The sequence below is a fragment of the Butyricimonas sp. Marseille-P3923 genome (assembly GCF_900184685.1).
GTDB lineage: Bacteria > Bacteroidota > Bacteroidia > Bacteroidales > Marinifilaceae > Butyricimonas > Butyricimonas muris.
Genome location: NZ_FXXL01000006.1, coordinates 777,638 through 804,110 on the forward strand (window position 1 = coordinate 777,638; position 26,473 = coordinate 804,110).

Below are 26,473 nucleotides of genomic sequence, written 5' to 3' on the forward strand. Positions count from 1 at the left end.
TTTTAAAATGATACGTTCACGCTCAATGAGTATGTTGGTTGCACCGCCACGTTAATCTTATCTGCAGAACCGGATTGCGAAGCAGGATCCTGTCCTTTCAACTCTTTCGCACTCCATGTAAACAAGTTTGTTCCTGACAAAGACACGTACAACGATTTACAACGCAATTTTTTACAAACCTCGTCCGAGAACACGTAGCGCAAATTCAATCGTTGCAATTTCAAATAGTTCCCGCTAACGACTCGCACATCTGAAAAATTATACATCTCCCAAATATTCTTAGCGAATGCATAGGGTTCTCCATTCCACCAAGGAGTAAGAGTTACACCATATGCAGTCTTGTCCATTATTCCCGGAATATTCGTGTACTTCTCATCCCCAGGTACTTGCCAACGATTGACCATCTCTTTGCGTAAATTCTGTATAGGCGATACCGCTAGAGACTTGGCATCCGGATTATACAACTTCAACAACCGGATTTTAGAACCGATGCTATATGTCAAGTTGAAATCCAACACGAAACCTTTCCATGATAACATATTTGAAATACCTCCCTGCAAATAAGGCACGCGGCAACCGGAATAACGCATCACTTTCGTGAACACATCCGTTTTCGCCATGTCTACATACTCGGCGAAATATTCTTCGCTCGTGCGGGCAAAAGTCGGTCGTCCATCATCAGCACTCAACCCGGTAAATTCATAAGAATAGAAAGAATTCAAAGGTTTGCCAGATATATGGGCATTCCCGTTCAAGAAATCCATATAGGTGTATTCATCATGCAATGGATCCTCTTTGTCTGTTTCGATCAATTTATTGATCAATTTATTAACCACACCTCCTAACTGCGGGTCAATTCGCCACATAAATCCGTTCCGGTCGCCTCCCCCCATGGCGGTATTGATCGGGTTGATATTCACGCTCACTTCCACTCCTTGGTTCTCTACAGTACCCTGATTCACAGAATAAGAAGAAACACCATTCACTTGAGCTACTTTTTTAGTCAAGAAAGCATCCGTTGTCTTAGTATAAAAATAAGATAATGTCCCACTGAATTTATTATTAAACAATGAGAAATGCAGTGAACTATTAATAGACATCTGTTTCTCCCAACTTAAATCCGGATTTGGAAAAGATTTGATTGTCGAACCGTATTCATTAAACGCATTATCTAACTCGCCTTTCACGATGATTAATTCAGGAATTTGTGTCGCTTGAGTCGTTCCTCTATACCCGAAAGAAGCCGTCAACGCAAGATTATTCACCCAATACACGCTTTTCAAAAGATCTTCATGCATATTCCAACGACCGGACACCGCCCATACCGGCAAAAATTTGTCTCTTGCCCGATCGCCAAACTGGTTGGAGTAATCTACTGCCATATCGGCATTAAATATATATCGATTTCTATAACTATAATTAAACGTACCAAGGTATCGAAGTCTATTCGACGTACGATCCTTAAATGTTCCCAATGCCGCTGAATTTGTCGTCAACCATTTCGTGTAGGTTTCATATTGAGTGTAATCAATCGTTCCGACTTGCAATCCTCTTTCCGGAACATAACAACGAAAAGTCTTGTTCAACCCCGTGTTATGGGAAGAAGATAACTCGAATGTTGCCATAAGCGAAAACATATGGTCTCGCTCTTCGTCCAAAAAGAAATGGTAGTTCAACTGACTTCGCAAAGTATAATTTTCATTTTTGGTTGAATTTCTCCTCAATTCGCCCCCGTATGGCAAATTTGTCCCCTTCCGGAAAGAACCAGTATCAAAATATCCATTTTTTCCCCCATCCGTCCAATCGTCATTAGCAAAACCCTTTTTACTGAGCGATTTTGCATAATGCGTCAAAGCTCCATGATATACGTCATTATCAGTATTGGCTATGGAATAAGCAAATACTCCCGTTAATTTTAAATTATCTAAAATATTATAACTTGCATTAACTGAAAAAGAAAGTTGGTTTTTATCTATATGCTCGTAAGAATTATCTCGTTCATTCAATATATTAAACCATGACTCACCAGAACCTCCATTTAGCATTTTTTTCGGGTAAAAATAGAGAGAACCATCCTCGTTGTTAATTGGCACGGCACGACTAGTATTATACGCAAAATCCATCAATCCCACATCCGATGGCGTATGCTCCTGCTTTTGTACATTTCCCTTCAAATTGAACGTGGCATTGAAACGATCGTAATTCAAAGTGACCTTCATACCTGCCGTGTAACGATCGCCGAACTCCTTTTGAAGCACTCCGTTTTGACGGTTATATCCCACCGAAGCGTAATATTTCGCAGTCTTGGATCCCCCAGAAAAAGACAATGTATGCGTGTGAGAAAAAGCATCCCGGCAAAGTTCATCAAACCAATCCGTATCCAATGTTTCGTAATACTCCACTTGCCGCTTGAATTGCTCAAATGTCATTAAACCGTTACGATAATCTTCATAAGCAGCCTCGTAACCGATCCACGTGTTTTTATCGGCATATGTCATCTTCTTTTCTAGCAATTCCCGGGAATAAGCAACCCTTTCCGCTGAATTCATCACGTTCACCGTACGATCTGAATAACGCGGGCGGCGAGTAAGCGTTCCTCCGAAACTGTAACGTACCGTGGGAGGTCCTTCCTTACCTTGTTTTGTCGTAATCACGATAACACCATTGGCAGCCCGCGTACCGTACAAAGCCGTGGCGGAAGCATCCTTCAACACGTCTATTTGCTCAATATCTTCCGGATTCAAACCCGAAATGGCATTACCTAATAAATTCACAAAATCCAAATCATTCAACTGTGCCGGATCCACGTCTACCGGATCTTCCTGAATAATCCCATCGACCACCCACAATGGTTCCTGCGAACCCAATACAGTAGAAGTCCCACGAATACGTAACCTTGGAGAAGCTCCTACTTGTCCTGAATTTTGCATGAATATCATACCCGGCACACGTCCTTCCAACATCTGGTCTAGCGTGCTCATACCCGGGGTCATAATGTCATCCATTTTCAATGTCGTCACTGCACCGGTCAATTTCCGTTTATCAATTTGCTGATACCCTGCATTGATCACCACCTCTTCCAGCTCTTGCGTGTCATCCTCCAAAATCACGGTCAAAAACTCCTGCCCTGCATATTTCACTTCTTTCATCTTTTTCCCGATAAATGAGAAACACAATACCACGTCATCCCCGTCAGGAATCACCATTGTAAATTTTCCATGCACGTCGGTCGTGACCCCTCGGGTTGTTCCCTTCACAAGTACCGTGACGCCCGGCAAAGTATCCCTAGGAGTTGTCCCCAACACGACTCCGGTCACCGTTCTCTTTTTCAACTGCTGTATAGGTGTCGTCCGTTTTAATATAATCAAGTCTTTCTCTATCGTATACACTAGATTGGTTCCCGCCAACACAATATCCAAAATCTCACGGATCGTCTTATCCTGTACATTTATTGTTATTCCAACCACTTGTTCGACATCTGCAGCAGAATAAATAAAAGAAAGTCCCGACTTTTGCTTGAGTATATCCACCACCTCGATCAATGATTTTTGCTTTACTTGTAAATTCAACTTCATATCCTGTGCATTGGCAAACAACATACTCGCAGACAAAACCAAAAGCAACACGACTAATTTTATCGTTCTTATCGCTTTCATAAAACATATATTTAACCTATTAAACATCTATCTTCTGTAACTCATTATTATTCGCCCTCTTCTTCTTCATACCACACGCCATATTTTTCAGCAATATCGTGTATTTGCCGATAAGGAAGAGGATTCTTCGGGTCCGTAATCGCACGATGTCCTGTAACCGTGTATAAGTTTCGTAAAAACGGCACATCCAACGAACCTTTTATAGAAATAGGCGCATGCGGGTAAGCCATCCCGTTCTTGCCTATAAAACGGAAACGCAACTCATGGGTCTCTGTCGAAGCGGAAGTAGACGCAAGCAACATATTTGTATGATTCGCCATAGGATAGACAAATTCAACCTCGTAAACATCCCCAGTTTTCTTAAACGACACGGCTTCTACGTATATTCCAAGAGCGTCAAAACCCGTATCTTCATACTCATCCTGCTCCATCTCCTTGTCTCTTACTCCCGCCAAATTATAAGTCAACCATGGGTCATCAAACAACACTGCTCCCGCCAATTCAATACCAGCAGGAACTGTGGTGAATTTACACAACACTTTCAATGTATCCTCCGCCACGATAGAACCTGAACCTGCCTTGGATCTTATATCTACTTTCTCGATATTAACCTCAAATGGCTCATAAGAATAATTATCATTAAATAACTGTGTACCTGCTATATAGCGCACATCCCACAAGGGAACTCTAATTTTATCTGGCGTCCCGGCTTTGAATGAATTAGTGCTACCTCCGGTCCCGGAATAGCGAATGCAATTATACTTAGGCTGAGATTTCGCGCTACTACTCAAACGTTCATAAGCACCCATTATACTCATAAAATCAGATTCAAAACCGGTTATTCCTTGTGTTACAAAACAAGAATGAGCAAAAGTTTTTAACACATACCCCAAATCATTCAAAAAAGCTGCCATGGCGCGTGCAGATTTGATATAGTTTGGTTTCCATCTCGTGTTGTCTACCCCACAAAACGCCATACCTTCTTTCACACTTGGGTAATAGTGCTGAATAAAAGCCCCTTCGTATTCCGGCATCCATACCAGATAATGGTCGCTTTGCTTTGCGTCCGGATTTTGTTTGAAATAATCCAACACCTCTTGTGCCATCGTTGCAATATCCTCTTTTTGCATATCTAAATAACTTTTGGTACTTTTGATGTAATGGATTTTAATAAACTCTGGGTTAGCGTCATTCAATTCTAGTCCAAATTTTTTATCCACCCGGTAACGCATAAAATTCTCATGGAAATAATTCTGTATATGCAGCGTCATCCCTGACAAACGATAATGCCAATTCTCTATTTCCAAAATATCGGACGGTACATAATACACTACATTCAAATTGTGCATCTGTTCAGGCGTATAGGTCTCTCCGGGAGGAACAATCTCTTCCTCCTTTTCCGCATCAGCTTCCCTATACGTTTTTGTACAAGATGTAATAAAAATGGATAAAAGTATCCATAATAAAAATCCTACATTTTTTTTCATCATGCTATTGATTTTAGATTACCACATTATTTCATTTTTCTTAAAAACGAATAACTAGTAAAAATTGGGTACAACAATTTCATTTTTTAAAACTCACACGATTGTTTTTTTTACCACACAAAACTCATCTTGCTAAAGATAGGCATTTTATATATATCTTATAATCTAACTCATTCTTTTTAACACATTCTTTATCACTTTTCCAAACAACGAATGAATTTAACTATATACCCCTTCTCTATCTTACAAATTATACAGCAATAAAATTTATTAATATGAAGGAATATACTATAACCAAGTTTTCACCCCAATTGCCTTGAGGCTTATATCGCAATCTATCAGTATCTATTTTATTTATCCATAATAAAAGCGTCCGGGAAATCCCGAACGCTTTTAAAAATACACAGATACTATTTAAACAAAACTAATTACTTCCTAAACGCATGTATTCGTCGATCTCTGTAAATTGATCCGTGGAATAATCGCCTAATAGATGCTTCGCGAAATGGAACCATATTTTTCGTTTGAAAAAATCCAAAGACACTCCCCGATAACCGTGATTTTGACCGGGTAAAATTAGCATATCGAAATTCTTACCGGCCTTGATTAACGCATCCGCCATTCGGAAAGTGTTGGCAGGATGCACATTATTGTCAGCATCCCCGGCCACGAGCAATAAATGCCCTTTCAGGTTCTTTGCCAACTCGATATTGGTCGGGATATTGGGTTTCTCGAATTTTACATTTTCAATCGTACTCTTCGTGGAATCTTTCACATCCTCCGGGGCTTTTGCTTTTTTCTTGGTCACAGGCTTGGTAGCTCTTGCCTCTTTTACCCCGTGGTGTGTTTCTCCCCACCAAATGTTATAGATATTATTATCATGATTCCCGGCAGAAGATACAGCTGCCGTGTAGAAATCCGGATAGGTACAGATTGCCGCCGTGGACATAAAGCCTCCCCCGGAATGACCGAATATTCCTACCCTTGACTTATCAATAAACGGGTAACGATCTGCCAGTTGTTCTATCCCGTACTTGTCATCAGCCAACGGGTAATCCCGTAGGTTGCCGTATCCATAGGTGTGGTACCATCTGTCACGCAAAGGGCTTCCTCCCCGGTGTCCGAACGTGACCACGATAAAACCCACTTGCGCCAAAGCCGCATTATTAAATCCCGTTGAAACGCTAAATTCCAAAGGAACTCCTTCAGTTTGCGGTCCCGGATACACGTAAGATATGATAGGGTACGTCTTCGTGGAATCGAAATCCGCCGGTTTCCACATGTAACCGAATAGGTCCGTTGAACCGTCTGCCGCTTTCACGGAGAAAGGTTCAGGCATACGCCAACCCGTTTCGTAAAGCCGGGACAAATCGGGAGATGCCAGTTCTACAACAACTTTCCCGTCCGTGTTTCTTATCACGCTCCGAGGTTCCAAATCAGCACGGGAATAATTATCCACGAAATATTTCCCGCCAAATAAAAAGTTCGTTTTGTGCGTTGCCTGTTCCGGTGTCAATATTTTCACCCCTCCTTTCCCGTCAAAACGAACTTTATTCAAGCGAGCATAATAAGGACTCACACCCTCTTTGTCTTGCCCGTAAGCCTCGAAATAAATGGTTTGTCCCGTGGTATCTATCCGAACAATTTTCCCGGATGTCCAACCACCGGAAGTAACAACATTCTTCAGGTTTCCCTCTCCGTCATACCGATACCAATGCCCGTGCCCCGTGCGTTCCGACCACCAAAGAATTTCTTCCCCGTCTTTCAATACGTGGAATTTAAATAGCTGATCATTAAAATAAGGTTCACATACTTCATTAATCAACACTTTCACTTCTCCCGTTTCCGGGATTACCCGACACAACTCCATCTCATCACAAGTCCTTTTCTTGCGCGTGAAATAAAGCCTTTTAGCGGGGCGTCCGACACTGTACACGGATAATTTTTGATCTTTCCATTTTTCTACATCTAATTTCACCTCTTTTTTAATGGAAATATCAAACACGTGTAATTCATTCTGTTGCACGTGTTCATCCCCCGGCATGGCAAATTTGTATTTCTGCAATGTCGGACGCCCCGTGCCTAAAGTATTTACCAAGTAAAGCTCCTCCATTTTTCTTTTGTCCTCACGCTCCGCGTAAAAGAATCTTGAATCACCGAACCAAGTAATATCCGGAATCACCTTTTTCGTGGAATCCGCCGTCTTGGGTGCGTAAGAATAACCTGTACGCCCGTCCGTTGTCAATTGTGTTTCCACGGAATCTTTCAGCGAAAATAAATACAGATTATGATTCTTGGCATATACCGTGTAATTGCTATCCGGGGAAAGTTTACCGTCGTATTTTATCGTCTTAGCCGGCTTCACCGGTGTTTTCGGATTTTTCTTTGTCGTGTCGGAAATCACTCGTTCCAAAGCGTTCGTCCGAAGATCGTATTTAAATCTTACTCCCTCTGAAGTAAATTGCAAAACCTTCCCTTTCTCTTCCAAAGAAAAACCCGATAATTTAATATCCTTGTAATTAACAGGTTTGTGCGTCACCCGGCTAATCTCACCCGCTAACTCTTTGCGGTTGAACAATTCACGATTCAACCCGGCTTTAGGGTCCACGAAATAATAACGTATCCCGTCTTTCGTTTCATATTTATACCAGAATTTATCCGTCCCCTTCAAAACATTAGGTAACACACTTGTAGAACCGACCAGAGATTCTAAATTCAAAAAACGCTCCGCTTGTTTATAATTCGCCTTTTGCCCTACCCCGGAAAGGGCGAATAAACAAGGTAATATCCATAAAAAATACCTTACCATTATCTTTATTTCTTCTTGTACTCCTTGATTATTTCTTCAATTATTTCCGCCGTCAATTCATGTCCTTTCAGAAGAGGGTAGCCTTCCCAACGTACGATGCCTTCCGGATCAACCAGAATAGCATGAGGGACAGCCGTTATCCCCAAGGCTTTATGCAATACTTTCTTGGTATCGATAGCACTGTAATACTCGATCACAGGCTCTTTCATCGCTCTCACTTGTTCTTCTTTCTGACCGCACATCCCAATGACCACCAAATCTTTTTTAAATTTCTTACTGAACTCATTTAAATCCGGAATCCCTTTCCGACAAGGAGCACAAGAAGGTCCCCAAAAATCAATCAACAAGAATTTACCTTTCATTTTCGGCTCTTTGGTCAACCATTTTTCAACCACTAATTCGGGAGCTTTTTGATTCAAGAAAGATTTTGCCCACATCTTTTTTTCTACCTTATCCTCATTCCCGTATTTCTTCATAATGTCTTCAATCACCTCCGCCGTCAACTTAACCCCTCCCAACGGATAACCTTCCCAACGTACTATACCTTGAGGATCTATCAGTATCACGTGCGGAATCCCTGTAATTTCCAATTCTTTACTCATTCTCTTTTCCGTATCCACCGCACTATAATAATCAATAACAGGTTCTTTCATGGCTTTCACTTTCTCCGCTTTCTCGTAAGAAATCCCGATCACCACCAACTTATCTTTAAACCGCTCACTGAACTCGTTCAAATGAGATATCGCTTTTTTACACGGGCCACACGTCGTTGCCCAAAAATCAATCAAAACAAATTTTCCTTTCGTATCCGGTCGATCCGTAATCCATTCTTCGACAACTAATTCCGGAGCCTTTTGATTGATAATCGATTTGGCATACAACCAAACTTTGTCTTGTTTTTGTTGTGAAAAAACAGGAAAAACAGACCACACGGCTATAAATAATAATACAACTCTTTTCATATATTCTTTTTTAATTCTTTAATTCATTTTCCAATACTTCCCGCATCTTTTCACGTCCCATAAAACCTCTGAAAGAATGTTTTATATTCCCTTCTCTATCCACGATTAAATAATGGGGCAACCCTCCCATCTTAAACTGCTCATCTATCAAATAGCGGTAAGTTTCATTCGTCACCCGGTAATGGTCGCCACTCATGTCCGGTATCATTTTCAACCAACGCTCTTCCGGTGAAGCCTTTGCCCCGGTAATAAACAAAAACTTAACCCCTTTTTTCTCAAATTCTTGTTTCACTTCCTCCATTTCATTCATCGCTTTCAAACAAGATTTACAGTACACGTACCAGAAATCAACAAATACCACTTCTCCCCGGTAGCCCGTCATGATACTGTCAAACACCTGTTCTTTCGGTACGTCCGGAACCTTTCCAATCTTATATCCCGGTTTTGCCAGATGTTCTGCCCATGCCTTATTTCCTTTCTCGTAAATATCGGTAAATAACTCTTTCACGTAGGGTGAAGCCGTTTGCATCAATGTCAGATGTTCCTTTTTTAAAGGCAGATCATTATTTACACGCAAATGGCAAACATGAGCTTTTTGTAAATCCAGTAAATAACCTCCTTTATTTTCCAAAAAAGCCTGCAACTGTTCTTCCTTTCTAAAGTACGATAACATCTTGTTAATCGAATGCTCGGGCAGAAGCATCAAATCATAACCGGCTTCCAGAAAAATTGGCTGCAATATATTAAAGCAGGGATATTTTGTATAAGGCAGCTCTCTCGAATCTTTTGCTCCTTGATACGCCTTCTCAAAATTCGGATTCATCGAATAAATATCTTCCGCACAATCCAGCAACGCTTCCAATTGAGCATAGCGGAACCAACCTTCACCTTGTTTTTTCTTTTGCTTCGATGACTCTTTTAATCGACTATCATACAATTCTTTACAATAAAGAATGTATTCATTTTCCGTCATTCCTTTGATTTTTTCCAAATCTACCGGATAACTACGGTTACGCTCACCACGACAAAGCAAATATTGATTCAATTCCGAATAATCCCCTTCAAATTCTCCCCTTGTTTCTTTTGTATTCACGTAAAGCCTTGCATTCTCCCCCGGATTCAGGACAATCTCTAATTCCCGATCCATACACGCTAAAGAAAGATTCAACAACAAAGAACCGTGTTGCTCGAATTCTATCAGAGTTTTCCCGTTTTCATCCAGTGCAAATTCTTGTTTACCGGGCAGAAATCCACCCCATGACAAATATCCTTCTTTCTTCATCCCGGGTTCATAACCCTGCACTTGAACTTCTAAACAAGTCCGGGCACTTTTCAATACCGGGGATTGCCATTCCCGAACTTTCATTTTTTCAGTCTTCTGCGCGTATCCGCTTCCCAAAAGACACAATATCGCTACAACGACAAGAATAACTTTACGTTTCATTTTCATGCGATTAAAAAAAGGTTGTCCAAAAATTATCTCGGACAACCTCCAAAAAACAGCTACTTGTACTTACTAATAATTTCTTTGATTTTTGCAGTTGTCAAATCTATGCAAAGACCTTCCCAACGGACAATCCCTTTCGGATCAATCAATTGGACGTATGACAACACGTGCAAATCCATAGTCTTCCATATTTCCCCTTGCGGGTCACTTGCCAAATTGTACTCGATTTTAGGCTCGATTTCCAGTAATCGCTTTACGCCATCTTTGGCACAACCAATCACCACTAAATCATCGGCAAATTCCTTACTCCATTTGTTTAACTTCGGGATTGCTTTCCGGCAGGGGCCACAGTGGAAACTGAAGAAATCCCGCAAAACAAACTTGCCTTTCGTTTTCGGTTCTTTCGGGTACCATTCCTTTATATTCCAATCCGGTACTTTTTCTCCTAAAAACGGTTTTGCCATATTCCGGTCAACCCCTCCATTCTCGTAATCATATTTTTTTAACAACCCTTCAATTACCTCGGCTGTTAATTCATATCCTGATAATACCGGATTACCTTCCCAGCGAACGATTCCCCGAGTATCCAAAAGCACTGCATGCGGGTAACCTTTCACTTCATATTTACCGATATATTCCTTTTTCGTATCGATAGCACTATAATACTCGATAACAGGATCTTTCATCCCCCGTACAGATTCTTCCTTGTTTGGAGCCACACCAATCACCACTAATTTATCTTTAAACTGCTTACTGAATTTATTCAAATCAGGAATACTCTTCCGACAAGGTCCGCAAGAAGGCCCCCAGAAATCAATCAACACAAATTTACCTTCCGTGTTCGGTACATCCGTCAACCATTTCTCAACTTTCAATTCCGGTGCTTGACGATTCAAATAAGATTTTGCATGCAAAGTTTTATCACCATTACTCTCCATTAATCGTCCCTGAACTTGATTCGAGGTCGTTACTGTCCCCTTTTTTTGTTGGGTATCGGCTGACTTATTCTTAACCTGCACGTTTCCATTACCCAACATCTTGAATAAATTCTGCAAATCCTCCGCACTCTTGACCTCCATTTTAATAGTCTTGCGAACGGTACCGTCACTTGTGACACTATCCTTCACTTCCGTTTTTGTTTCCTGTGCCTGACCGTTATAAAACATACCTGATAACGCGAACACTGCTAGAAAAATCTTCGTTCTTTTCATACATCCCTTTTTTAAAATTTACCCGAACTTACAAGTAAAAACCCTTATTCTTATTCATTCGTTCCGGCGTTGAAATTACTGTTTAACGCAAAACGAATAAACTTTCAAAACAGGGTACAAAGAAGATACATTTTAACAAATTCTTAATAAAAGAGGTGTGTTTTGACACACCTCCAGTCTATAATGTCCATAAAGTCGAGCCTCCGGCTCCTAAATTCCATAAAGTCCACGATTCAATAACACAATGACATACAATATCATAAATCAAATCTCTCTATACATTTGACCTTACAACATTATGGACCTTCAGACCTTATGGACGAGAGTGTGTGTTTTGACACACCCTCTACTCTATACAGTCAATACTATTTTAATTCTTATTTCACGGTCGAAACATTAATCACGTTTCCTTTGATTTCGAATTTGACTTGTTCTGTCTTTTCGAACTTATCCAACAATTCATTCATATCACTATACCGGTCAATATTCGCGTAGAAGCGCAAGTTTTTGGCGTCTTCACTCGTGTAGAAGACATAAACATCGTACCATTTGCTCAATCGGGTCAGAATATCTTCCAAACGTTGGTTCCGGATATTCAATTTTCCGTTTTTCCAATCCACGAATTCATCCACGTTTACCTCTCTCTGTACTATCGTGTTATTTTTCTTATCCAACACGGCTTGGTGACTCGGTTCCAGAATACAGGATTCATTGCCTGCCGATACTTTCACTTTACCTTTGACGAGAGTGGTTTCAACAAACTCTTCATCCTCGTAATCCCTGACGTTGAATGATGTTCCCAATACTTCTATTTTCTGGTTTTTCATTTCCACGACAAACGGATGTCCCGGATCATGAGCCACGTCAAAATAGATTTCACCGGATGCCTTCACCACTCGTTTATCTCCGGAGAATGTCACCGGGTATTCAATCTCCGAGAGAGCTCCCAAATACACCTTTGTCCCGTCCGAAAGTGTTATCCCGTATTCTCCCCCTCTCGGAGTCGTTACTTTGTTGAAAACTTCCTCTTGAATCAAAGTATCCTGTTTTTTCTCGTAACTCAATACAGAGCCTGTATTAACGATTTTAGCCGAAGCATCTTCCATCTCGTTGGAAAGATTTTCCAGTTCAACACATATTCCATTGGATAACTGCAAAATAGCTTTATTTCCTCCCGCTGGAATGGTTGCCATTTGGGTAGGGGCAACAGTTTTCTCGTCACGCCCTAAAGTAAATACCAGAATGCCTATCAACAAACAAGCCGCAGCACCTGAAACAGACCAATAAAAAAGATTGCGCCTTTTTCCCGGTTTCTTTTTCTCCAGACGATTGGAAAACTTCTTCCAAGAAACATTTGCATCCTTATCGGTAATCTCCTTCACGAACCCGTTTTTCTGATAAAACCTTTCTATCTTGTGAAAATAATCTTTATTCTCCCTGTTTGCCGTGTACCATTCTCCGAAACGACTTTCTTCTTCCGGAGAAAGTCCCCCTTCTAATTTGCGTTCTATGATATCCCACTCTATCTGTTTCATAATTCACCTCTTCTTAAATCTACATAAATTCAATTTTACATAGTTCTTCTGATACTGAAAACGAACTCATGTTTATTTCGGGGTACAGCAAAATGATTTTTTTTTCCATAAAATGACTATTTGAATATCATATACAAAAATAACAGCAAAAATGCCAAGTGAGTCTTGATATATTTATATGCTCTTTTTATATGCGTGTGTACGGTTCCCTCCGCTATATTCAAACGTTCCGCCACTTCTTTGTACTTCAACCCTTCGACGACACTCAATTCCAACACTTGCCGTTGCATATCGGGTAATTCCGCCAAAAGTTTTTTCACCTTTCTTTCCCGCTCCGATTCTTCTTCCCCGTACGGAAAATATACCATGGCTTCGGATTCAACAAGATGCTTTTGATATTTATCTATAATATTCAATTTACGATGATGATCCACGCATAAATTTCTCACCGAGGTAAACAGGTAACGTTCCAGTGGAATATTTTCCGGCATACTTTTCCCTTTATTCCACAATCCCATGAAAACTTCCTGAACAACATCATCGGCAAGCGCTTCATCCATTAAAAAATTTCGGGCAAAAAGATACAGACGTTTATACATAAACTTGTATAAACCTTCAAAATGCTCGGAATAATCCTCATTCAGCCATTCTACTGTATACAATTCATCACTCATAGATAAAATCACACACTCGTGTAATAAACATACATAGTTTATTGAATATTTTCCGTTCGATGTAACAGACAAATATAGAGATTATATTTTACTTCCAAAATAATCGTTTAAAAAACCTATTCTATTTGTACTCGAATCCAATATCTTTATTCATCGGATTTATGGAAATAATCATACACGACTTTTGCTTTAGCTGCCCCGATAACAGTTGCCAGTTCTTTCTGTGAAGCGGATTGAATCGCATTTACCGTTTTAAAATTCTGTAATAAAGATATTTCCGTCTTTTCTCCTATACCTTTTATTTCACTCAAGACACTAACCGTTTGTTTCTTTTCGCGCAATTTACGATGGAATGTGATACCGAAGCGATGGGCTTCATCCCGAATATGCATCAAAGTCTTTAAAGAAATAGATGTTTTCGCCAATAAATAAGGATCTTTATCGCCCGGGTAATAGATTTCCTCCATTTGCTTTGCCAAACCGATTATCGGTACTCGTTCCACCAAATCCAGTTTTCGTAAAGTGGCAACAGCAGAGCTTAATTGTCCTTTTCCACCATCCACGACTATCAAATCGGGAAGTTCTCCCCCCTCTTCCAAAACCCGATGATAGCGACGATACAATATTTCCTCCATGGAAGCAAAGTCATTTGCCCCGATAACAGTTTTCACGTGGAAATGTCTATATTCCCGTTTCGCCGGTTTCCCGTCTATGAAGACAACACAGGAAGCTACCGGAGTGGTTCCCTGTATATTCGAGTTGTCGAAACATTCCATGCGATGCGGTAAACGAGGCAATTTCAACTCGTTTTTTATCGTGTTCAACAAGTCCAATTTGGTATCTTGACGACGTAATCCTCTCTGCCGCTCACGATCCATTTTAAAGAATTTCACGTTCCGTTCCGATAAGTCCAGCAATTGTTTTTTCTCTCCTCGCTGGGGAATAGCGTAATTCAGCCCTTGCATAAGCAAATCAGGATAAAAGGGAACCAGAATTTCTTTGGAACGACTATTCACGAGCTGGCGGATTTCAAAAATTCCAAATGATAGAAGTGATTCTTTCGATTCATCTAGTTTTTTCTCTAATTCTATTGTATGCACTTGGTTTACAGCTCCATGAACAATACGCAAATAATTCACGTACGCGTATTTTTCGTCTTCCAGATAAGAGAAAACGTCTATGTCATTCATGGAAGCACTAACAATAGTGGATTTAGTCTGGTGTGATTTCAGTGCTTCTATGGCTTCCTTCATTTCTTGAGCTTTCTCGAATTGAAGCGAAATGGTATATTCCTTCATCTTTTGCATCATGAAGTCAATGACAGAAGAGATATTACCTTTCAATATATTTCGAATTTGGGTAATATTTTCCATGTATTCCTCTTCGGTCACGTACCCCACGCATGGACCCAAACAATTTCCTATATGATATTCAAGACAAACTTTATATTTTCCACCATATATCGCTGATTTATTGAGATTTAAATTGCATGTACGCAATTTATAAAGACTTTTTATCAAGGAAATCAGTGTACCGGCGTATCTGGCAGATGTAAAAGGACCAAAATACTCCGAACCGTTCCGGATAAACTTACGTGTGGTAAATACACGGGGAAAAGCCTCTTTCGTGATACATATCCAAGGGTAAGTTTTATCGTCTTTCAGTAGGATGTTATATCGAGGCTTGTATTTCTTGATCAAGTTATTTTCCAGTAACAAAGCATCTTCTTCCGTATTAACGACAATATACTTTAAGTCACGTATCTTTCTGACCAGAACCATGGTCTTCGAAGATTGATTATTCTTTACAAAATAGGATGAAACTCTATTCTTTAGATTTTTAGCCTTACCTATATAAATAATAACTCCATTTGCATCAAAAAATTGATACACCCCGGGAGTCGTAGGTAATTTACTAACTTTCTCTTTCAATCCTAATTCATCAGTCATATCAATAAAATCCTATATGAAATCAAATTTATCGAAGTCAAATATTCCCTTTTCGCCTATTTTCAGAGTAGGTATTACAATCAATGCCATAAACGAGAGCGTCATAAACGGAGAATTCAAGGGTGTTCCCATTTTAGAAAGTAATTTATTCAATTCCATGTACTGTTCTGCAACTTCCTGACCGGAACGATCACTCATAATTCCCCCTACCGGTAACGGTAACGCGTGCAATTTCTCGCTATCATTCACGACCAGTCCGCCCTTGAGTCTTATCACTTCATTCACGGCAGTTACAATATCCGTATCCGTGCTGCCTACCGCGATAATATTATGGGAATCGTGAGAAATTGAAGAAGCGAAAGCCCCATGTTTTATACCTATACCGGATATAAATCCGACTTGGGGTTTCGTGTTATAATAGCGATTCAAGTACACTATTTTCAAAATATCGGAATCCACATCCGATTGATAATTTTCTATTCTTCGGTCGAAATGGAGCATCATTCTCTCGGTAATGATACTATCCGGAACTACTTTTATACAGTGAATATCTCCTTCCACATCCGTGCGGATATCAATATCTTTTATAATATCGTGATTAAATAAATTCAAACAAGGAATTTTTGAATCCGGAATTTCTATTTTTCCCCCTTTTCGATAGACTTCTACCCCATTAATATAAGTAGCATGAATATTTAAAGATTCGAGATCTTCCAAAATGATAAAGTCAGCTTTATCCCCGACATGCAATGTCCCTACATCCAAATGATAAAAATGTACCGGATTGATACATGCCACTTGAAGAATATCGAATATCCCGAAACCGTCAGACACGGCTTTTTTCACTAAATAATTGATATGTCCTTTTATTAAAAGATCGTCGGCATGGGAATCATCCGTGCAAAACATCACGTTATCGGTACGTGTGGCAATTAAAGATTTTAAAGCATCATAATTCTTTGCCGCACTTCCTTCTCGAATCATGATCTGCATTCCTTTTGAAATTTTCTCCTCTGCTTCTTCCAATTCAGATGACTCGTGATCGGTTTCTATACCATGAGCAATATACGCACTTAACGCGTCACCCCTCAATTCCGGCGCATGACCGTCTATTCTTAAAGCGTATTTTTTAGCTATATCCAGTTTTGCTATAACTTCCGGCTCACCGTTAAGAACACCCGGAATATTCATCACCTCCGCAAGCATGGTAAATTGTCCGGTTTTTGCCAATATCTCCGTGTCTTCCGCGGTAATAATATTACCCGGTTTATCTAATGGAGTCGCCGGAACGCAAGAAGGTATTCCCCAGAAAATTTTTAAAGGTGTTTCCTCCCCGTTTTTTATCATCATTTTCACTCCTTCAACACCCAAAACATTCGCTATTTCATGCGGATCAGATACTACCCCCACTGTCCCGTTAGGAATAACCAATTTTGAAAATTCCGAAGGCATCAACATAGAACTCTCGATATGTACATGAGCGTCTATAAATCCCGGGCATATATAATGATCGTAAGAATTTGAATTTCTTTCTATCGAAAGAATTTTTCCGTCAGAAACAGTTATTGTACACGGATAAAATTCTCTATTGTCAATATCAACTAAATTTCCTTCTATCACTTTCATAAAATAACTGTTTATATGATGTTTATTTCTACTTTTTCTATCTCTCCCCAAGTTTTCATGTATCTATATTACAAGGTACCCTTCGCACCATTTTGAAATGTTCCACGTGAAACATTTCAGTTATCTTCCCATTAAAATCAATAAAACATTAATGTCCGAAGGCGATACTCCGGTTATACGTGACGCTTGTCCTATTGTTTTCGGTTTGATTTTAGTCAACTTTTGACGAGCTTCATACGATAGAGAATTTATCTCCATGTAATCAAATTTATTCTCGATGACTAAATTTTCCAATCGATTCAATTTATCGGCAATTAATTTTTCACGTTCTATATACCCCGAATATTTAATCAAAACTTCAGCCGCCTCAATAATTTCTTCTCGAATAGAATTATCAAAAATAAATTCTTTCAATGAAGGAATATAATCCACTATTTTAGGAATCGTTATTTGAGGACGAGAAATGATATCAATCAATTTCAATTTTTGACGAATAGGTGAAGAACCGAATAGTTCCAACACGGAATTTATTTCATCCGGAGAAATACTGAAATTGGAAATAAAGTCTATTAACCTGTCCCGCTTTAAAATTTTGTCTTCAAAAATAGAGTAACGATCTTCCTTAACCAAACCTATAGAATATCCCAAGGGAGTCAATCTGACATCGGCATCGTCTTGTCGCAATAAAATACGATATTCGGCACGAGAGGTAAACATACGATAAGGTTCATCCACTCCTTTCGTCACCAAATCATCAATTAATACACCTATATAAGCTTGATCCCGATTTAATACAAAATCTCTATTCTCATGTAAAGAAAGATGCGCATTAATCCCAGCCATCAAACCTTGAGCGGCGGCTTCTTCATAGCCGGTCGTCCCGTTAATTTGCCCCGCAAAATAAAGTCCCTTAATCAACTTCGTTTCCAAAGTCGGGTACAATTGTGTCGGTTGAAAAAAATCATACTCAATTGCGTAACCCGGACGATATATTTTTACATTTTCAAAACCTTCAACTTTTCGAAGCGCCCTTAATTGTATATCCCAAGGTAAAGAAGAAGAAAACCCGTTCAAATAATATTCCGTAGTCCTCTCCCCTTCCGGTTCCAAAAATAAATGATGACTATCCCTATCGGAAAAAGTATCTAATTTAGTTTCGATACTCGGGCAATAACGAGGGCCTATACTCTTGATAGTCCCGTTAAAAAGAGGGCTATCGTCAAAACCTTCACGCAATATATCGTGAACCTCTTTATTCGTGTAAGCGATATAGCAAGGTCGTTTCTCGAGTGAATTTGTATACGCGAAACTCAGAAAAGAGAATTTATGAAAATCATTATCCCCGTCCTGTCTGGTCAATTTAGAGAAATCGATACTTCTACCATCAATACGAACAGGTGTTCCCGTTTTCATACGTCCCACGGTAAAACCATGATCAAACAATTGCTCGGACAATCCATGAGAAGCAGGTTCAGAAATACGACCACCGGGAAAAGTTACCCGACCGATATGCATCAGACCATTTAAAAATGTTCCATTCGTGAGCACTACACGAGGAGCTGAAAAGGAAACACCCAATTGAGTCTTCACCCCTGCCACTTTCCCATCATCCAAAATCAATTCAATGACATCATCCTGCCAAAGATCGAGATTATCGGTATGTTCTACAATATCCCTCCACTCGGAAGAAAATACCATACGATCACATTGAGATCGCGGACTCCACATAGCAGGTCCTTTGGAAAGGTTCAACATTCTGAATTGAATCGTACTTCTATCCGTTACGATACCCGAATATCCACCCAACGCATCTATTTCTCTGACAATCTGACCTTTAGCAATACCACCCATTGCCGGATTACAAGACATTTGCGCTATCTTGTTCATATCCAAAGTGATAAGTAAAGTTTTTGATCCGAGATTAGCTGCCGCACAAGCTGCCTCACAACCGGCATGACCAGCTCCCACTACAATAACATCATATTCAGGTAACAACTGCGACATATCAAAGTGTTTTAAGCAATTCTAAGCAATGATTTTCATTTTGACGCATCTCTTGCGCATCATTATCCGATTTATCTTTAAAACCTATTAAATGAAGCACAGAATGAACTATCACTCTATGCAATTCTTCTTCATAGGCCGTACCGAATTCCAAAGCATTGGATTGAACCGTGTCCAGACTTATAAATACATCACCGGAAAGTACTTTCCCTTCCCTGTAATCAAACGTGATTACATCAGTATAGTAATCATGATTCAAATACTTTCTGTTCACGTCCAGTATATAATCATCATTACAAAAAATAAAAGAGATAGTACCCAATTTCAATGAATAATCTTCAGCAACAAGTTGAAGCCATTGAGTCACCCTCTCTTTTGAGAAAAAAGCAGGAAATTCACATTCCTCGTTGAAAAAAAAAATCTCACTCATCTAATTCATTCATAAATTGAAAACCATGATCACTTTGGATCCTCCGTCTTCAAATATCAAATCGTCAGAAAGCGTTTTCATCAGGTAAAGTCCTCTCCCGGCATCTTTTTCAATATTATCGGGCAAAGTAGGATCAGGTATATATGAATAATCAAAACCTTCGCCTTCATCCTTTACAGCAACGAACAAACGTTTATCTTCCTCATGAACTATGAATTTCACGTGCTTCATGGGATCCAATTTATTACCGTAAAGAATAGCGTTATTTACGGCTTCAATGACGCATAAACTTATTTTGCCGAACACGTCCGGTTCAACATTATAAACGTCCGAAAAATAATCGATAAAATTCTCAACTTTAACGATATTGCCAATTTCCGAGGCAATTGAAAATTCCAGTTTGTCCATGCTTTCAACAGTTAATATCTAAAATCTTAGACAAAATCATAATTAAATAACTCCTATTAATTATTAAACCAAACATACATAAACGTATCCAACAATACCCCACTAACTACAGTCTAGCGAATGTAAGCAAAATATTTCTAATTATCAACTCCGATAAATATAAAAATTTCATACCTACAATTTACCACGGCGTTAACCACAATTGTGGGTCCATATTATCCTTATCTTTCCATACTTGAAAATTTAATGTACTGTTTTCCCCGCTACTTGCCAACTTACCTATTTTCTGTTTCACGTTCACGGTGTCGCCCTTTTTTATAAAAATCTCCACCAAATTTGAATATACCGTCAGATAATTTCCATGGCGCACAATAACAACATTATTATCCCCCGGAATAAACATTATTTCAGTTACCACACCTTTGAATACCGCTCTCACATCAGCATTGTGCGATGTAGTAATTGTAATTCCTGCGTTATTTAACTTTACCTGTTTGAACACCGGATGTATATTCACCCCGAATTTTTCGGAAACAAACCCTTGTTCAACAGGCCAAGGTAACTTTCCTTTGTTTTTAGCGAAATCGTCGGAAATAAGTTTCTCTTCCGGTGTTAATTTATAGTTAGAATTTTTACTCCCGGACTTTTTCGCTTGAGCAGCAATAAGTTTCTCCAATTCTTTTTTAAACCGTTCCCGGTTTTTAATCTCGATATTCAGTTTTCGTAGAATCTCTTTCTCTTTTTTCTTGAGTTCCCCGACGTATTTATTAGCTTGATTCTGTTCCTTGATTAACTCGTTGTTCTGGGCAGATATTTTAGATTGCGTCGCGTTCTTCAACGCCATCAATTCAGTAAGTTGATTATTGATCGAAGTCAACGAATCATTCGTTTGTTTTATTCTCTCTAACTGACGTTTGGAATAATCCTGTACCTGCTCGAAATATTTATATCGAGCATAGGCTTGAGTAAAACTGGAAGAAGAGAATATATATACCAACTTATCGGATGTATTTCTTTTTTTCCAAGTTTCGTAAACCATTTTAGCATAGAAATCCAACATTTGTTGCTTACTCGCTTCCAGATCAGATTTAACGTACTCGTTGCTCGATATTTGTTTCTCTATATATTTAACTTCATTCGTGAGGGATTGGATCATTTCCTTTCCCTTTACAATTTTCAGGTTAATAATCGTGATTTTCTGAATAGTAGCCGATTGATCATTACGAGCGTTATCCAATAATTTGTTCAGGTAAGCAATTTCTTTTTCGGTCTTCGCATTTTTCTTTTTAATCGCCTCTATAGATTGCGTGTAAGCAACCGTAAAGGTGAAGAAAAAGATTAAAATCAATATGACGCGAAAAACATTCATGTTAATACATCCGTTTATATTTGCTCGATATTTTAAAGTTAGATGATACTTCAACATCAAATTCCACACGGCTGAAATCCAGTTGGACTTCCCAGTTGTCATCATCGGTAAAGATATTAAAAACTATCCGTTCAGGAAAAACTTTCCCTTCAAAATCTTTAATATTCTTGTACTTAACACTCATCCCTACTCTTTCTTCCATATCCTCAATAGACACCAGACAAGGTCTGAAACAATCAGGATTTATATGTATTTTCTGCAAGATCAAGGAAAATTCTTTGTTTTTCCTCTTTTTCTTGTATAATTTCTTCAACTTTCTACCGATTGCTTTCTCCTCCAAAGTGTACAAAACATAGTCATTACCGGACTTATCAAATTTGAATCGCTTATTTCTATCCATTTCGGTAGTACAGGATTCAAAATCAAAGAAACGGTTTGTCAACATTCGCTGAAAACAGTCGTAAGTAAAACCGACATCGAAACGCTCTATAAAATAGTTATAGTCCGATACAAAATACTTTTTATCTCTCGGACTGATAAACTTCACGCTATCGGGAGTCAATAAAATTCGTGCAACCTCGATCCCCATCGGGGCAGTCACCGATACCCAGATAAAACTATCCCTTTGAATACGCATCATAGCTTTCAAACTATGGGATTTCTTTTTCTCCTTTAACGTCAAATCTATTTTCTTGGCATATATAGTATTATAGTCCAATTCGTTGAAATAAACATTTCTAAGTAATCTTCCTTCAGTTATATTCGGTAATTCTCGTTTAACTTCAACTACTTTTTTAACAGACTTACACGACACTAATAAGATCAAAACCAAAATAAAAATAAAACTATTCCTCATGCTCTACCGATAAACCATTCACTATTTTATTTTTCAAATTATCACTAATATCATCACCCAATTCCAATGCTTTTTTCCACATTTTCAATGCTTCCTCCTTATCACCATTCATGTAAAGAATATCACCGTAATGCTCGTACAACACTCCGCTAGGCTTTTCCGTGTTTTCTATGGCAGAACGCATATAAAAACGTGCCAAAGAATAATTTTTAAGTTTAAAAAGTACCCAAGCATAAGTATCCAAGAAAGTAGCGTTATTAGGATCAGCACTCAACGCCGTTGAAATCATTTTTTCAGCCTGATTCAAACGCTCATTTCTTAAAGAAAGATAATAACTGTAGTTATTCAAAGTCATTATATCATTCGGATTGATAGCTATCGCACTATCAAACATGGAAAAAGCGATTTCTATACTATCTTGCTTGTAATAACATTCACCCAAATAAGCGTACAATTGAGATTTTATAAAAGATTTATCCGGGGCCAATTCAAGCCCTTTCTGAAGATATCCCGTTGCTTTCGCGTAATTTCCTTCAATCAACATAGGTAAACTTATCATCATATAAGGGAGCGGCTCGTTCGGGAAATAATTCAAACACTCCAACCCTTCACTTTTCATAGCTGCCGTATCACCCAATTGGTTGGATAAAAACATTAATTCCTCCCAAACCAGATAATTATTCTTCTCTTTAGAGATAATAAATTCGAGTTCTTTCTTACATTCCTCCAATTTATTTTCTCTCTTTAAAAAATCAGCATTCAAAGTTCTTACACTGAGATCACCCGGATATTTCTCCAATAATAATTGAACATATCTGTAAATATGATCGGTCGATAAACTTAAATCCGCTTGATTAACAAGTAATTTCAATAAATATTGAACTTTCAAGTTGTTGTCTATATTATCATTCGCCAACGCGGGACGAATATACTTTTCCGTGTTCAGAGAATCTTTTTTGGTTCGATAATAATCAGCCAGATAAAATTGAACGAAACCGTTATCGGGATAATCTTTCACAATCCTATTCAAGAGTTGTAATCCTTTTTTCTCCTGATTGTGTGACAAATACAACTCCGCCAATAATCCCAAATAATCAGTATTCTCCGGGTATTTTTTAATCAATTTCATGATCTCGGAAGAAGCTCTCTTCACGTTATCCATTTTGGAATACAATTTGGCTTTTTCTATTATCGCGGGTTCATTTACTCCGAATTGTTTCTCGTATCTATTCAAAACCTCTATCGCTTTCTCCCATTTTTCAGTCGAGGTATAAAGATCAACTTGAATAATATAAAAATCTTCTCTTTCAGGATGTTTGGCGATTAGTTCATCATATACCTTACAGGCTTCTTCAATCATTGATTTTTTCTGCAAGATATTCGCCAACAAAAGATTGTACCAAATATTATCGGGTTCAAGCTGAACCGCTTCACGCATCAACTGAAGAGGAAGGTTTAAATCTTCACCCAAAGAAAGTATACTAGATATCTCGTAACGCACCGCAGCACTCCGGTTATAAATTTTCATGCATTGGTCGAAATAAGTCAAAGACGACTTCAAATCACCCAATATTTTAAACCGGACTCCTTCCATGAAAGCATAGTCAAACTGCACTTTAGCTTCACCTTCTAAAGTTGGTTCAACTGCTTTCTTTTTATCTGCAAATACTTGAATGGCACATAAAAGAAACAGAATAACAAATAACGATTTAACTAATTTGTTCATTCTAAATTGTTTATTTTTTACCCGTGTGACCGAAGCCTCCCTCTCCTCTTTCCGTGTCGTTCAAAGTCTCCACTTCAATCAATTCAGCCTGTTCGACTTTATTAATCACCATTTGGCAAATCCGTTCACCGTCATTGATTTGTGTAACTTCGTGTGATAAATTAACCAAAATAACACCAATCTCTCCTCTGTAATCGGCATCTATCGTTCCCGGCGTATTCAACAAAGTAATCCCTTCGTTTAAAGCCAACCCGCTTCTCGGACGCATTTGAGCCTCGTAGCCCTCGGGCAATTCAATAAATAACCCGGTAGGAATCAATTTTCTTTCCAACGATTTCAACATAACCGGGGCATCCAAATTTGCCCGAATATCCATTCCCGCCGATGATTTTGTCTTGTATTCCGGAAGCGCATGCTTCGACTTATTCACGATCTTTATTTTCATTTCTCTCTATTACTTTGATAGTTAGTTATACAACACCTTATTTGTATAAATCGTGCTAAGATAGCTATTTTTTATGAATTAACTTGTACATAAAATCTTTTGTCAATAAAAAACTCATCTCTCTTTTCACGAAGATATAAACGAAGAGTATAAATAACGGCAAACGAACTAAACAAGTTACCAAATCCCCGTCAAATTTAATCATTCGCCCTGCAAAATAAAACGCCAGACAAATAACAAAATAGAAAAGAATTTTCGGTATATCATAATTAATCTTGTAAAAATGTCTTCCCAGAATAAACGAAAGTATAGTCATTACCAAAAAACAAGTAAACACGGAATAAGCGGAAGCCATAAAACCGATTTTAGGCAAGAAAATAACATTACCGGCAATAGTTATCACGCATCCCGCAATAGCCATGTACGCACCGTATATCGTTTTATCAGTCAATTTATACCACAAGGAAAGCGAATAATACATCCCTTGGAAGAGATTTGCCATGAGAACCCACGGCACGATAGCCAATCCCTCGAAATAAGTCGATTTAACGAAATATTTCAAAAGGTCGAGATTAAACATGACACCCAAGAATATCATCAAACCAAACCCGGTAAAATAGAGTAAAACATCCTCGTACACTTTTTTTGAGTCAGAGTTTCTGGAATAATTAAAAAAGAAAGGTTCAAAAGCGAAACGGAATCCTTGGGTAAATATATACATGATTAAGGCAAGTTTATAGTTTGCCCCGTAGATCCCGGTCATCGCCATGCTGGTAGCCTCATCTTCCAAAAGCTTTGGCATCAATATTTTATCACCTTGCAAATTAATAATTCCTGCTAAACTCACGATTAAAATCGGGTAAGAATACTTCAATATATCTTTCAATAAAGAGAAAGAAAAAACAAACTTAAACTTCAATATATAAGGAAGTAACATAAGCAGAGTTACAACCGAAGCCAACAGGTAAGAAATGAAAACGTAGATAACCCCTCCCTCCGGGTTATAAAAGGGAACATGTATTCCTTGCTTTTCGAGATAAGGACACAATAACAAGAAAAACAAATTCGAACCTACATTGATTCCTATATTCACTAACTTAATGATTCCGAAACGAATAGGACGGCTATCCAAACGGAGCAAAGCGAAAGGCAAAGTAGTAATCACGTCGATAGCCAATGTCACGGCTAATAGAGAGATGTAAATCGGATAATCTTCAACTTCCAATAAAACAGAAAGTTGAGGAAGAAAAGAAAAACAAAGAACAAGAAAAAGTATGGAAGTAAAGCTCAAAGAAGTCAATAGAGTGGAGAAAACTCTATCCTTACCGTCTTTCGTGGCGAACCTGAAAAAACCGGTTTCCGTACCATACGTCAACAGCACCATTAAAATAGAAGTGTACGCCATTAGATTGACTACTATCCCGTACTCGTCTGCAATAAATACTCTCGTGTACAAAGGCACCAGCAACCAATTTATAAATCGTCCGATAATTGTCGTGAAACCGTATATCACGGTTTCTCCCATTAGTTTTTTCAGTGGGTTCATATTTTTTCTACTTTTGCTTCAAGTTCATTGAAGTGACAAAAGTAAGAAGTTCTCAACAACAATATCATATATATATTATCTTTTATTTTTTTTAAAAAGAATATGAAGATGATTATAGGCTGTGAGTAATTGTGATAAAATAAATGGATTTCTCTTGTTTTTGTAGTTATTATTTGTTGGTTTGAAGGTTACTCACAATGTATGTATTGATTATGTACTGATAATCAAAATTGTTTTTGAGTTATCCACAATTGTTAGTAATAATGATTCGGAAAAAGTATTTTGTGAAATGATAGAAAACTGATGTTAGTAATTTGTAGAAACAAGCAGGGT

Annotated in this window: 18 protein-coding genes; all 18 read right to left on the minus strand. The window is 38.5% G+C overall.

Going from position 1 to position 26,473, the window contains the following annotated elements; genetic code table 11:
- Positions 1-2: 2 nt before the first annotated feature.
- Positions 3-3,656 carry a SusC/RagA family TonB-linked outer membrane protein gene (locus CS948_RS09080; RefSeq protein WP_099291364.1) on the minus strand — a complete coding sequence of 1,218 codons (3,654 nt, stop codon included), beginning with the start codon at positions 3,654-3,656 and terminating at the stop codon, positions 3-5.
- Between the two features lie 47 nt (positions 3,657-3,703).
- Positions 3,704-5,143, minus strand: a complete 1,440-nt coding sequence (locus tag CS948_RS09085) for a hypothetical protein (protein ID WP_176554986.1) — start codon at positions 5,141-5,143, stop codon at positions 3,704-3,706.
- A 424-nt stretch (positions 5,144-5,567) separates the two neighbouring features.
- Positions 5,568-7,952 (minus strand): DPP IV N-terminal domain-containing protein, encoded by a 2,385-nt coding sequence (locus CS948_RS09090; protein WP_176554987.1) that lies wholly within the window; start codon positions 7,950-7,952, stop codon positions 5,568-5,570.
- Positions 7,953-7,957: 5 nt separating this feature from the next.
- Entirely contained in the window at positions 7,958-8,914 is a 957-nt protein-coding gene (locus tag CS948_RS09095; RefSeq protein ID WP_099291367.1) for a TlpA disulfide reductase family protein, read from the minus strand.
- A gap of 10 nt (positions 8,915-8,924) precedes the next feature.
- The gene (locus CS948_RS09100; RefSeq protein WP_176554988.1) at positions 8,925-10,358 is read right to left on the minus strand and encodes a TlpA disulfide reductase family protein; all 1,434 of its coding nucleotides are present in this window, start codon (positions 10,356-10,358) and stop codon (positions 8,925-8,927) included.
- 59 nt (positions 10,359-10,417) lie between these two features.
- Positions 10,418-11,572 (minus strand): TlpA disulfide reductase family protein, encoded by a 1,155-nt coding sequence (locus CS948_RS09105; RefSeq protein WP_099291369.1) that lies wholly within the window; start codon positions 11,570-11,572, stop codon positions 10,418-10,420.
- Between the two features lie 377 nt (positions 11,573-11,949).
- Positions 11,950-13,107 (minus strand): FecR family protein, encoded by a 1,158-nt coding sequence (locus CS948_RS09110; protein ID WP_099291370.1) that lies wholly within the window; start codon positions 13,105-13,107, stop codon positions 11,950-11,952.
- A 116-nt stretch (positions 13,108-13,223) separates the two neighbouring features.
- Positions 13,224-13,781, minus strand: coding sequence for an RNA polymerase sigma factor (locus CS948_RS09115; RefSeq protein ID WP_141560916.1), 558 nt, complete (start codon positions 13,779-13,781; stop codon positions 13,224-13,226).
- Positions 13,782-13,927: 146 nt separating this feature from the next.
- Positions 13,928-15,730 carry an excinuclease ABC subunit UvrC gene (gene uvrC, locus CS948_RS09120; protein WP_099291372.1) on the minus strand — a complete coding sequence of 601 codons (1,803 nt, stop codon included), beginning with the start codon at positions 15,728-15,730 and terminating at the stop codon, positions 13,928-13,930.
- 12 nt (positions 15,731-15,742) lie between these two features.
- On the minus strand, positions 15,743-17,356 hold the full coding sequence (gene ade, locus CS948_RS09125; RefSeq protein ID WP_099291373.1) for an adenine deaminase: 1,614 nt from the start codon (positions 17,354-17,356) through the stop codon (positions 15,743-15,745).
- A 120-nt stretch (positions 17,357-17,476) separates the two neighbouring features.
- Positions 17,477-19,351 carry a tRNA uridine-5-carboxymethylaminomethyl(34) synthesis enzyme MnmG gene (gene mnmG, locus CS948_RS09130; protein ID WP_099291866.1) on the minus strand — a complete coding sequence of 625 codons (1,875 nt, stop codon included), beginning with the start codon at positions 19,349-19,351 and terminating at the stop codon, positions 17,477-17,479.
- 10 nt (positions 19,352-19,361) lie between these two features.
- Positions 19,362-19,790: an rRNA maturation RNase YbeY gene (ybeY, locus tag CS948_RS09135; protein ID WP_099291374.1), complete on the minus strand. Its 429-nt coding sequence runs from the start codon at positions 19,788-19,790 to the stop codon at positions 19,362-19,364.
- 9 nt (positions 19,791-19,799) lie between these two features.
- The gene (locus CS948_RS09140) at positions 19,800-20,198 is read right to left on the minus strand and encodes an ATP-binding protein (RefSeq protein ID WP_099291375.1); all 399 of its coding nucleotides are present in this window, start codon (positions 20,196-20,198) and stop codon (positions 19,800-19,802) included.
- A gap of 181 nt (positions 20,199-20,379) precedes the next feature.
- A complete protein-coding gene (locus CS948_RS09145; protein WP_099291376.1) occupies positions 20,380-21,567 on the minus strand; it encodes a murein hydrolase activator EnvC in 1,188 nt (395 codons plus the stop codon).
- A gap of 1 nt (position 21,568) precedes the next feature.
- Positions 21,569-22,285, minus strand: coding sequence for a DUF4292 domain-containing protein (locus tag CS948_RS09150; RefSeq protein ID WP_255301929.1), 717 nt, complete (start codon positions 22,283-22,285; stop codon positions 21,569-21,571).
- Positions 22,286-22,412: 127 nt separating this feature from the next.
- On the minus strand, positions 22,413-24,149 hold the full coding sequence (locus CS948_RS09155) for a tetratricopeptide repeat protein (RefSeq protein ID WP_099291378.1): 1,737 nt from the start codon (positions 24,147-24,149) through the stop codon (positions 22,413-22,415).
- Between the two features lie 10 nt (positions 24,150-24,159).
- The gene (gene dut / locus CS948_RS09160) at positions 24,160-24,594 is read right to left on the minus strand and encodes a dUTP diphosphatase (RefSeq protein WP_099291379.1); all 435 of its coding nucleotides are present in this window, start codon (positions 24,592-24,594) and stop codon (positions 24,160-24,162) included.
- Positions 24,595-24,658: 64 nt separating this feature from the next.
- On the minus strand, positions 24,659-26,140 hold the full coding sequence (locus tag CS948_RS09165) for a lipopolysaccharide biosynthesis protein (RefSeq protein WP_099291380.1): 1,482 nt from the start codon (positions 26,138-26,140) through the stop codon (positions 24,659-24,661).
- Positions 26,141-26,473 lie beyond the last annotated feature (333 nt).

Excerpts from the sequence above, each read along its gene's own strand:
- CS948_RS09080 (WP_099291364.1), bottom strand. The coding sequence starts at position 3,656 with ATGAAAGCGATAAGAACGATAAAATTAGTCGTGTTGCTTTTGGTTTTG.
- CS948_RS09085 (WP_176554986.1), bottom strand. The coding sequence starts at position 5,143 with ATGAAAAAAAATGTAGGATTTTTATTATGGATACTTTTATCCATTTTT.
- CS948_RS09090 (WP_176554987.1), bottom strand. The coding sequence starts at position 7,952 with ATGGTAAGGTATTTTTTATGGATATTACCTTGTTTATTCGCCCTTTCC.
- CS948_RS09095 (WP_099291367.1), bottom strand. The coding sequence starts at position 8,914 with ATGAAAAGAGTTGTATTATTATTTATAGCCGTGTGGTCTGTTTTTCCT.
- CS948_RS09100 (WP_176554988.1), bottom strand. The coding sequence starts at position 10,358 with ATGAAACGTAAAGTTATTCTTGTCGTTGTAGCGATATTGTGTCTTTTG.
- CS948_RS09105 (WP_099291369.1), bottom strand. The coding sequence starts at position 11,572 with ATGAAAAGAACGAAGATTTTTCTAGCAGTGTTCGCGTTATCAGGTATG.
- CS948_RS09110 (WP_099291370.1), bottom strand. The coding sequence starts at position 13,107 with ATGAAACAGATAGAGTGGGATATCATAGAACGCAAATTAGAAGGGGGA.
- CS948_RS09115 (WP_141560916.1), bottom strand. The coding sequence starts at position 13,781 with ATGAGTGATGAATTGTATACAGTAGAATGGCTGAATGAGGATTATTCC.
- uvrC (WP_099291372.1), bottom strand. The coding sequence starts at position 15,730 with ATGACTGATGAATTAGGATTGAAAGAGAAAGTTAGTAAATTACCTACG.
- ade (WP_099291373.1), bottom strand. The coding sequence starts at position 17,356 with ATGAAAGTGATAGAAGGAAATTTAGTTGATATTGACAATAGAGAATTT.
- ybeY (WP_099291374.1), bottom strand. The coding sequence starts at position 19,790 with ATGAGTGAGATTTTTTTTTTCAACGAGGAATGTGAATTTCCTGCTTTT.
- CS948_RS09140 (WP_099291375.1), bottom strand. The coding sequence starts at position 20,198 with ATGGACAAACTGGAATTTTCAATTGCCTCGGAAATTGGCAATATCGTT.
- CS948_RS09145 (WP_099291376.1), bottom strand. The coding sequence starts at position 21,567 with ATGAATGTTTTTCGCGTCATATTGATTTTAATCTTTTTCTTCACCTTT.
- CS948_RS09155 (WP_099291378.1), bottom strand. The coding sequence starts at position 24,149 with ATGAACAAATTAGTTAAATCGTTATTTGTTATTCTGTTTCTTTTATGT.
- dut (WP_099291379.1), bottom strand. The coding sequence starts at position 24,594 with ATGAAAATAAAGATCGTGAATAAGTCGAAGCATGCGCTTCCGGAATAC.
- CS948_RS09165 (WP_099291380.1), bottom strand. The coding sequence starts at position 26,140 with ATGAACCCACTGAAAAAACTAATGGGAGAAACCGTGATATACGGTTTC.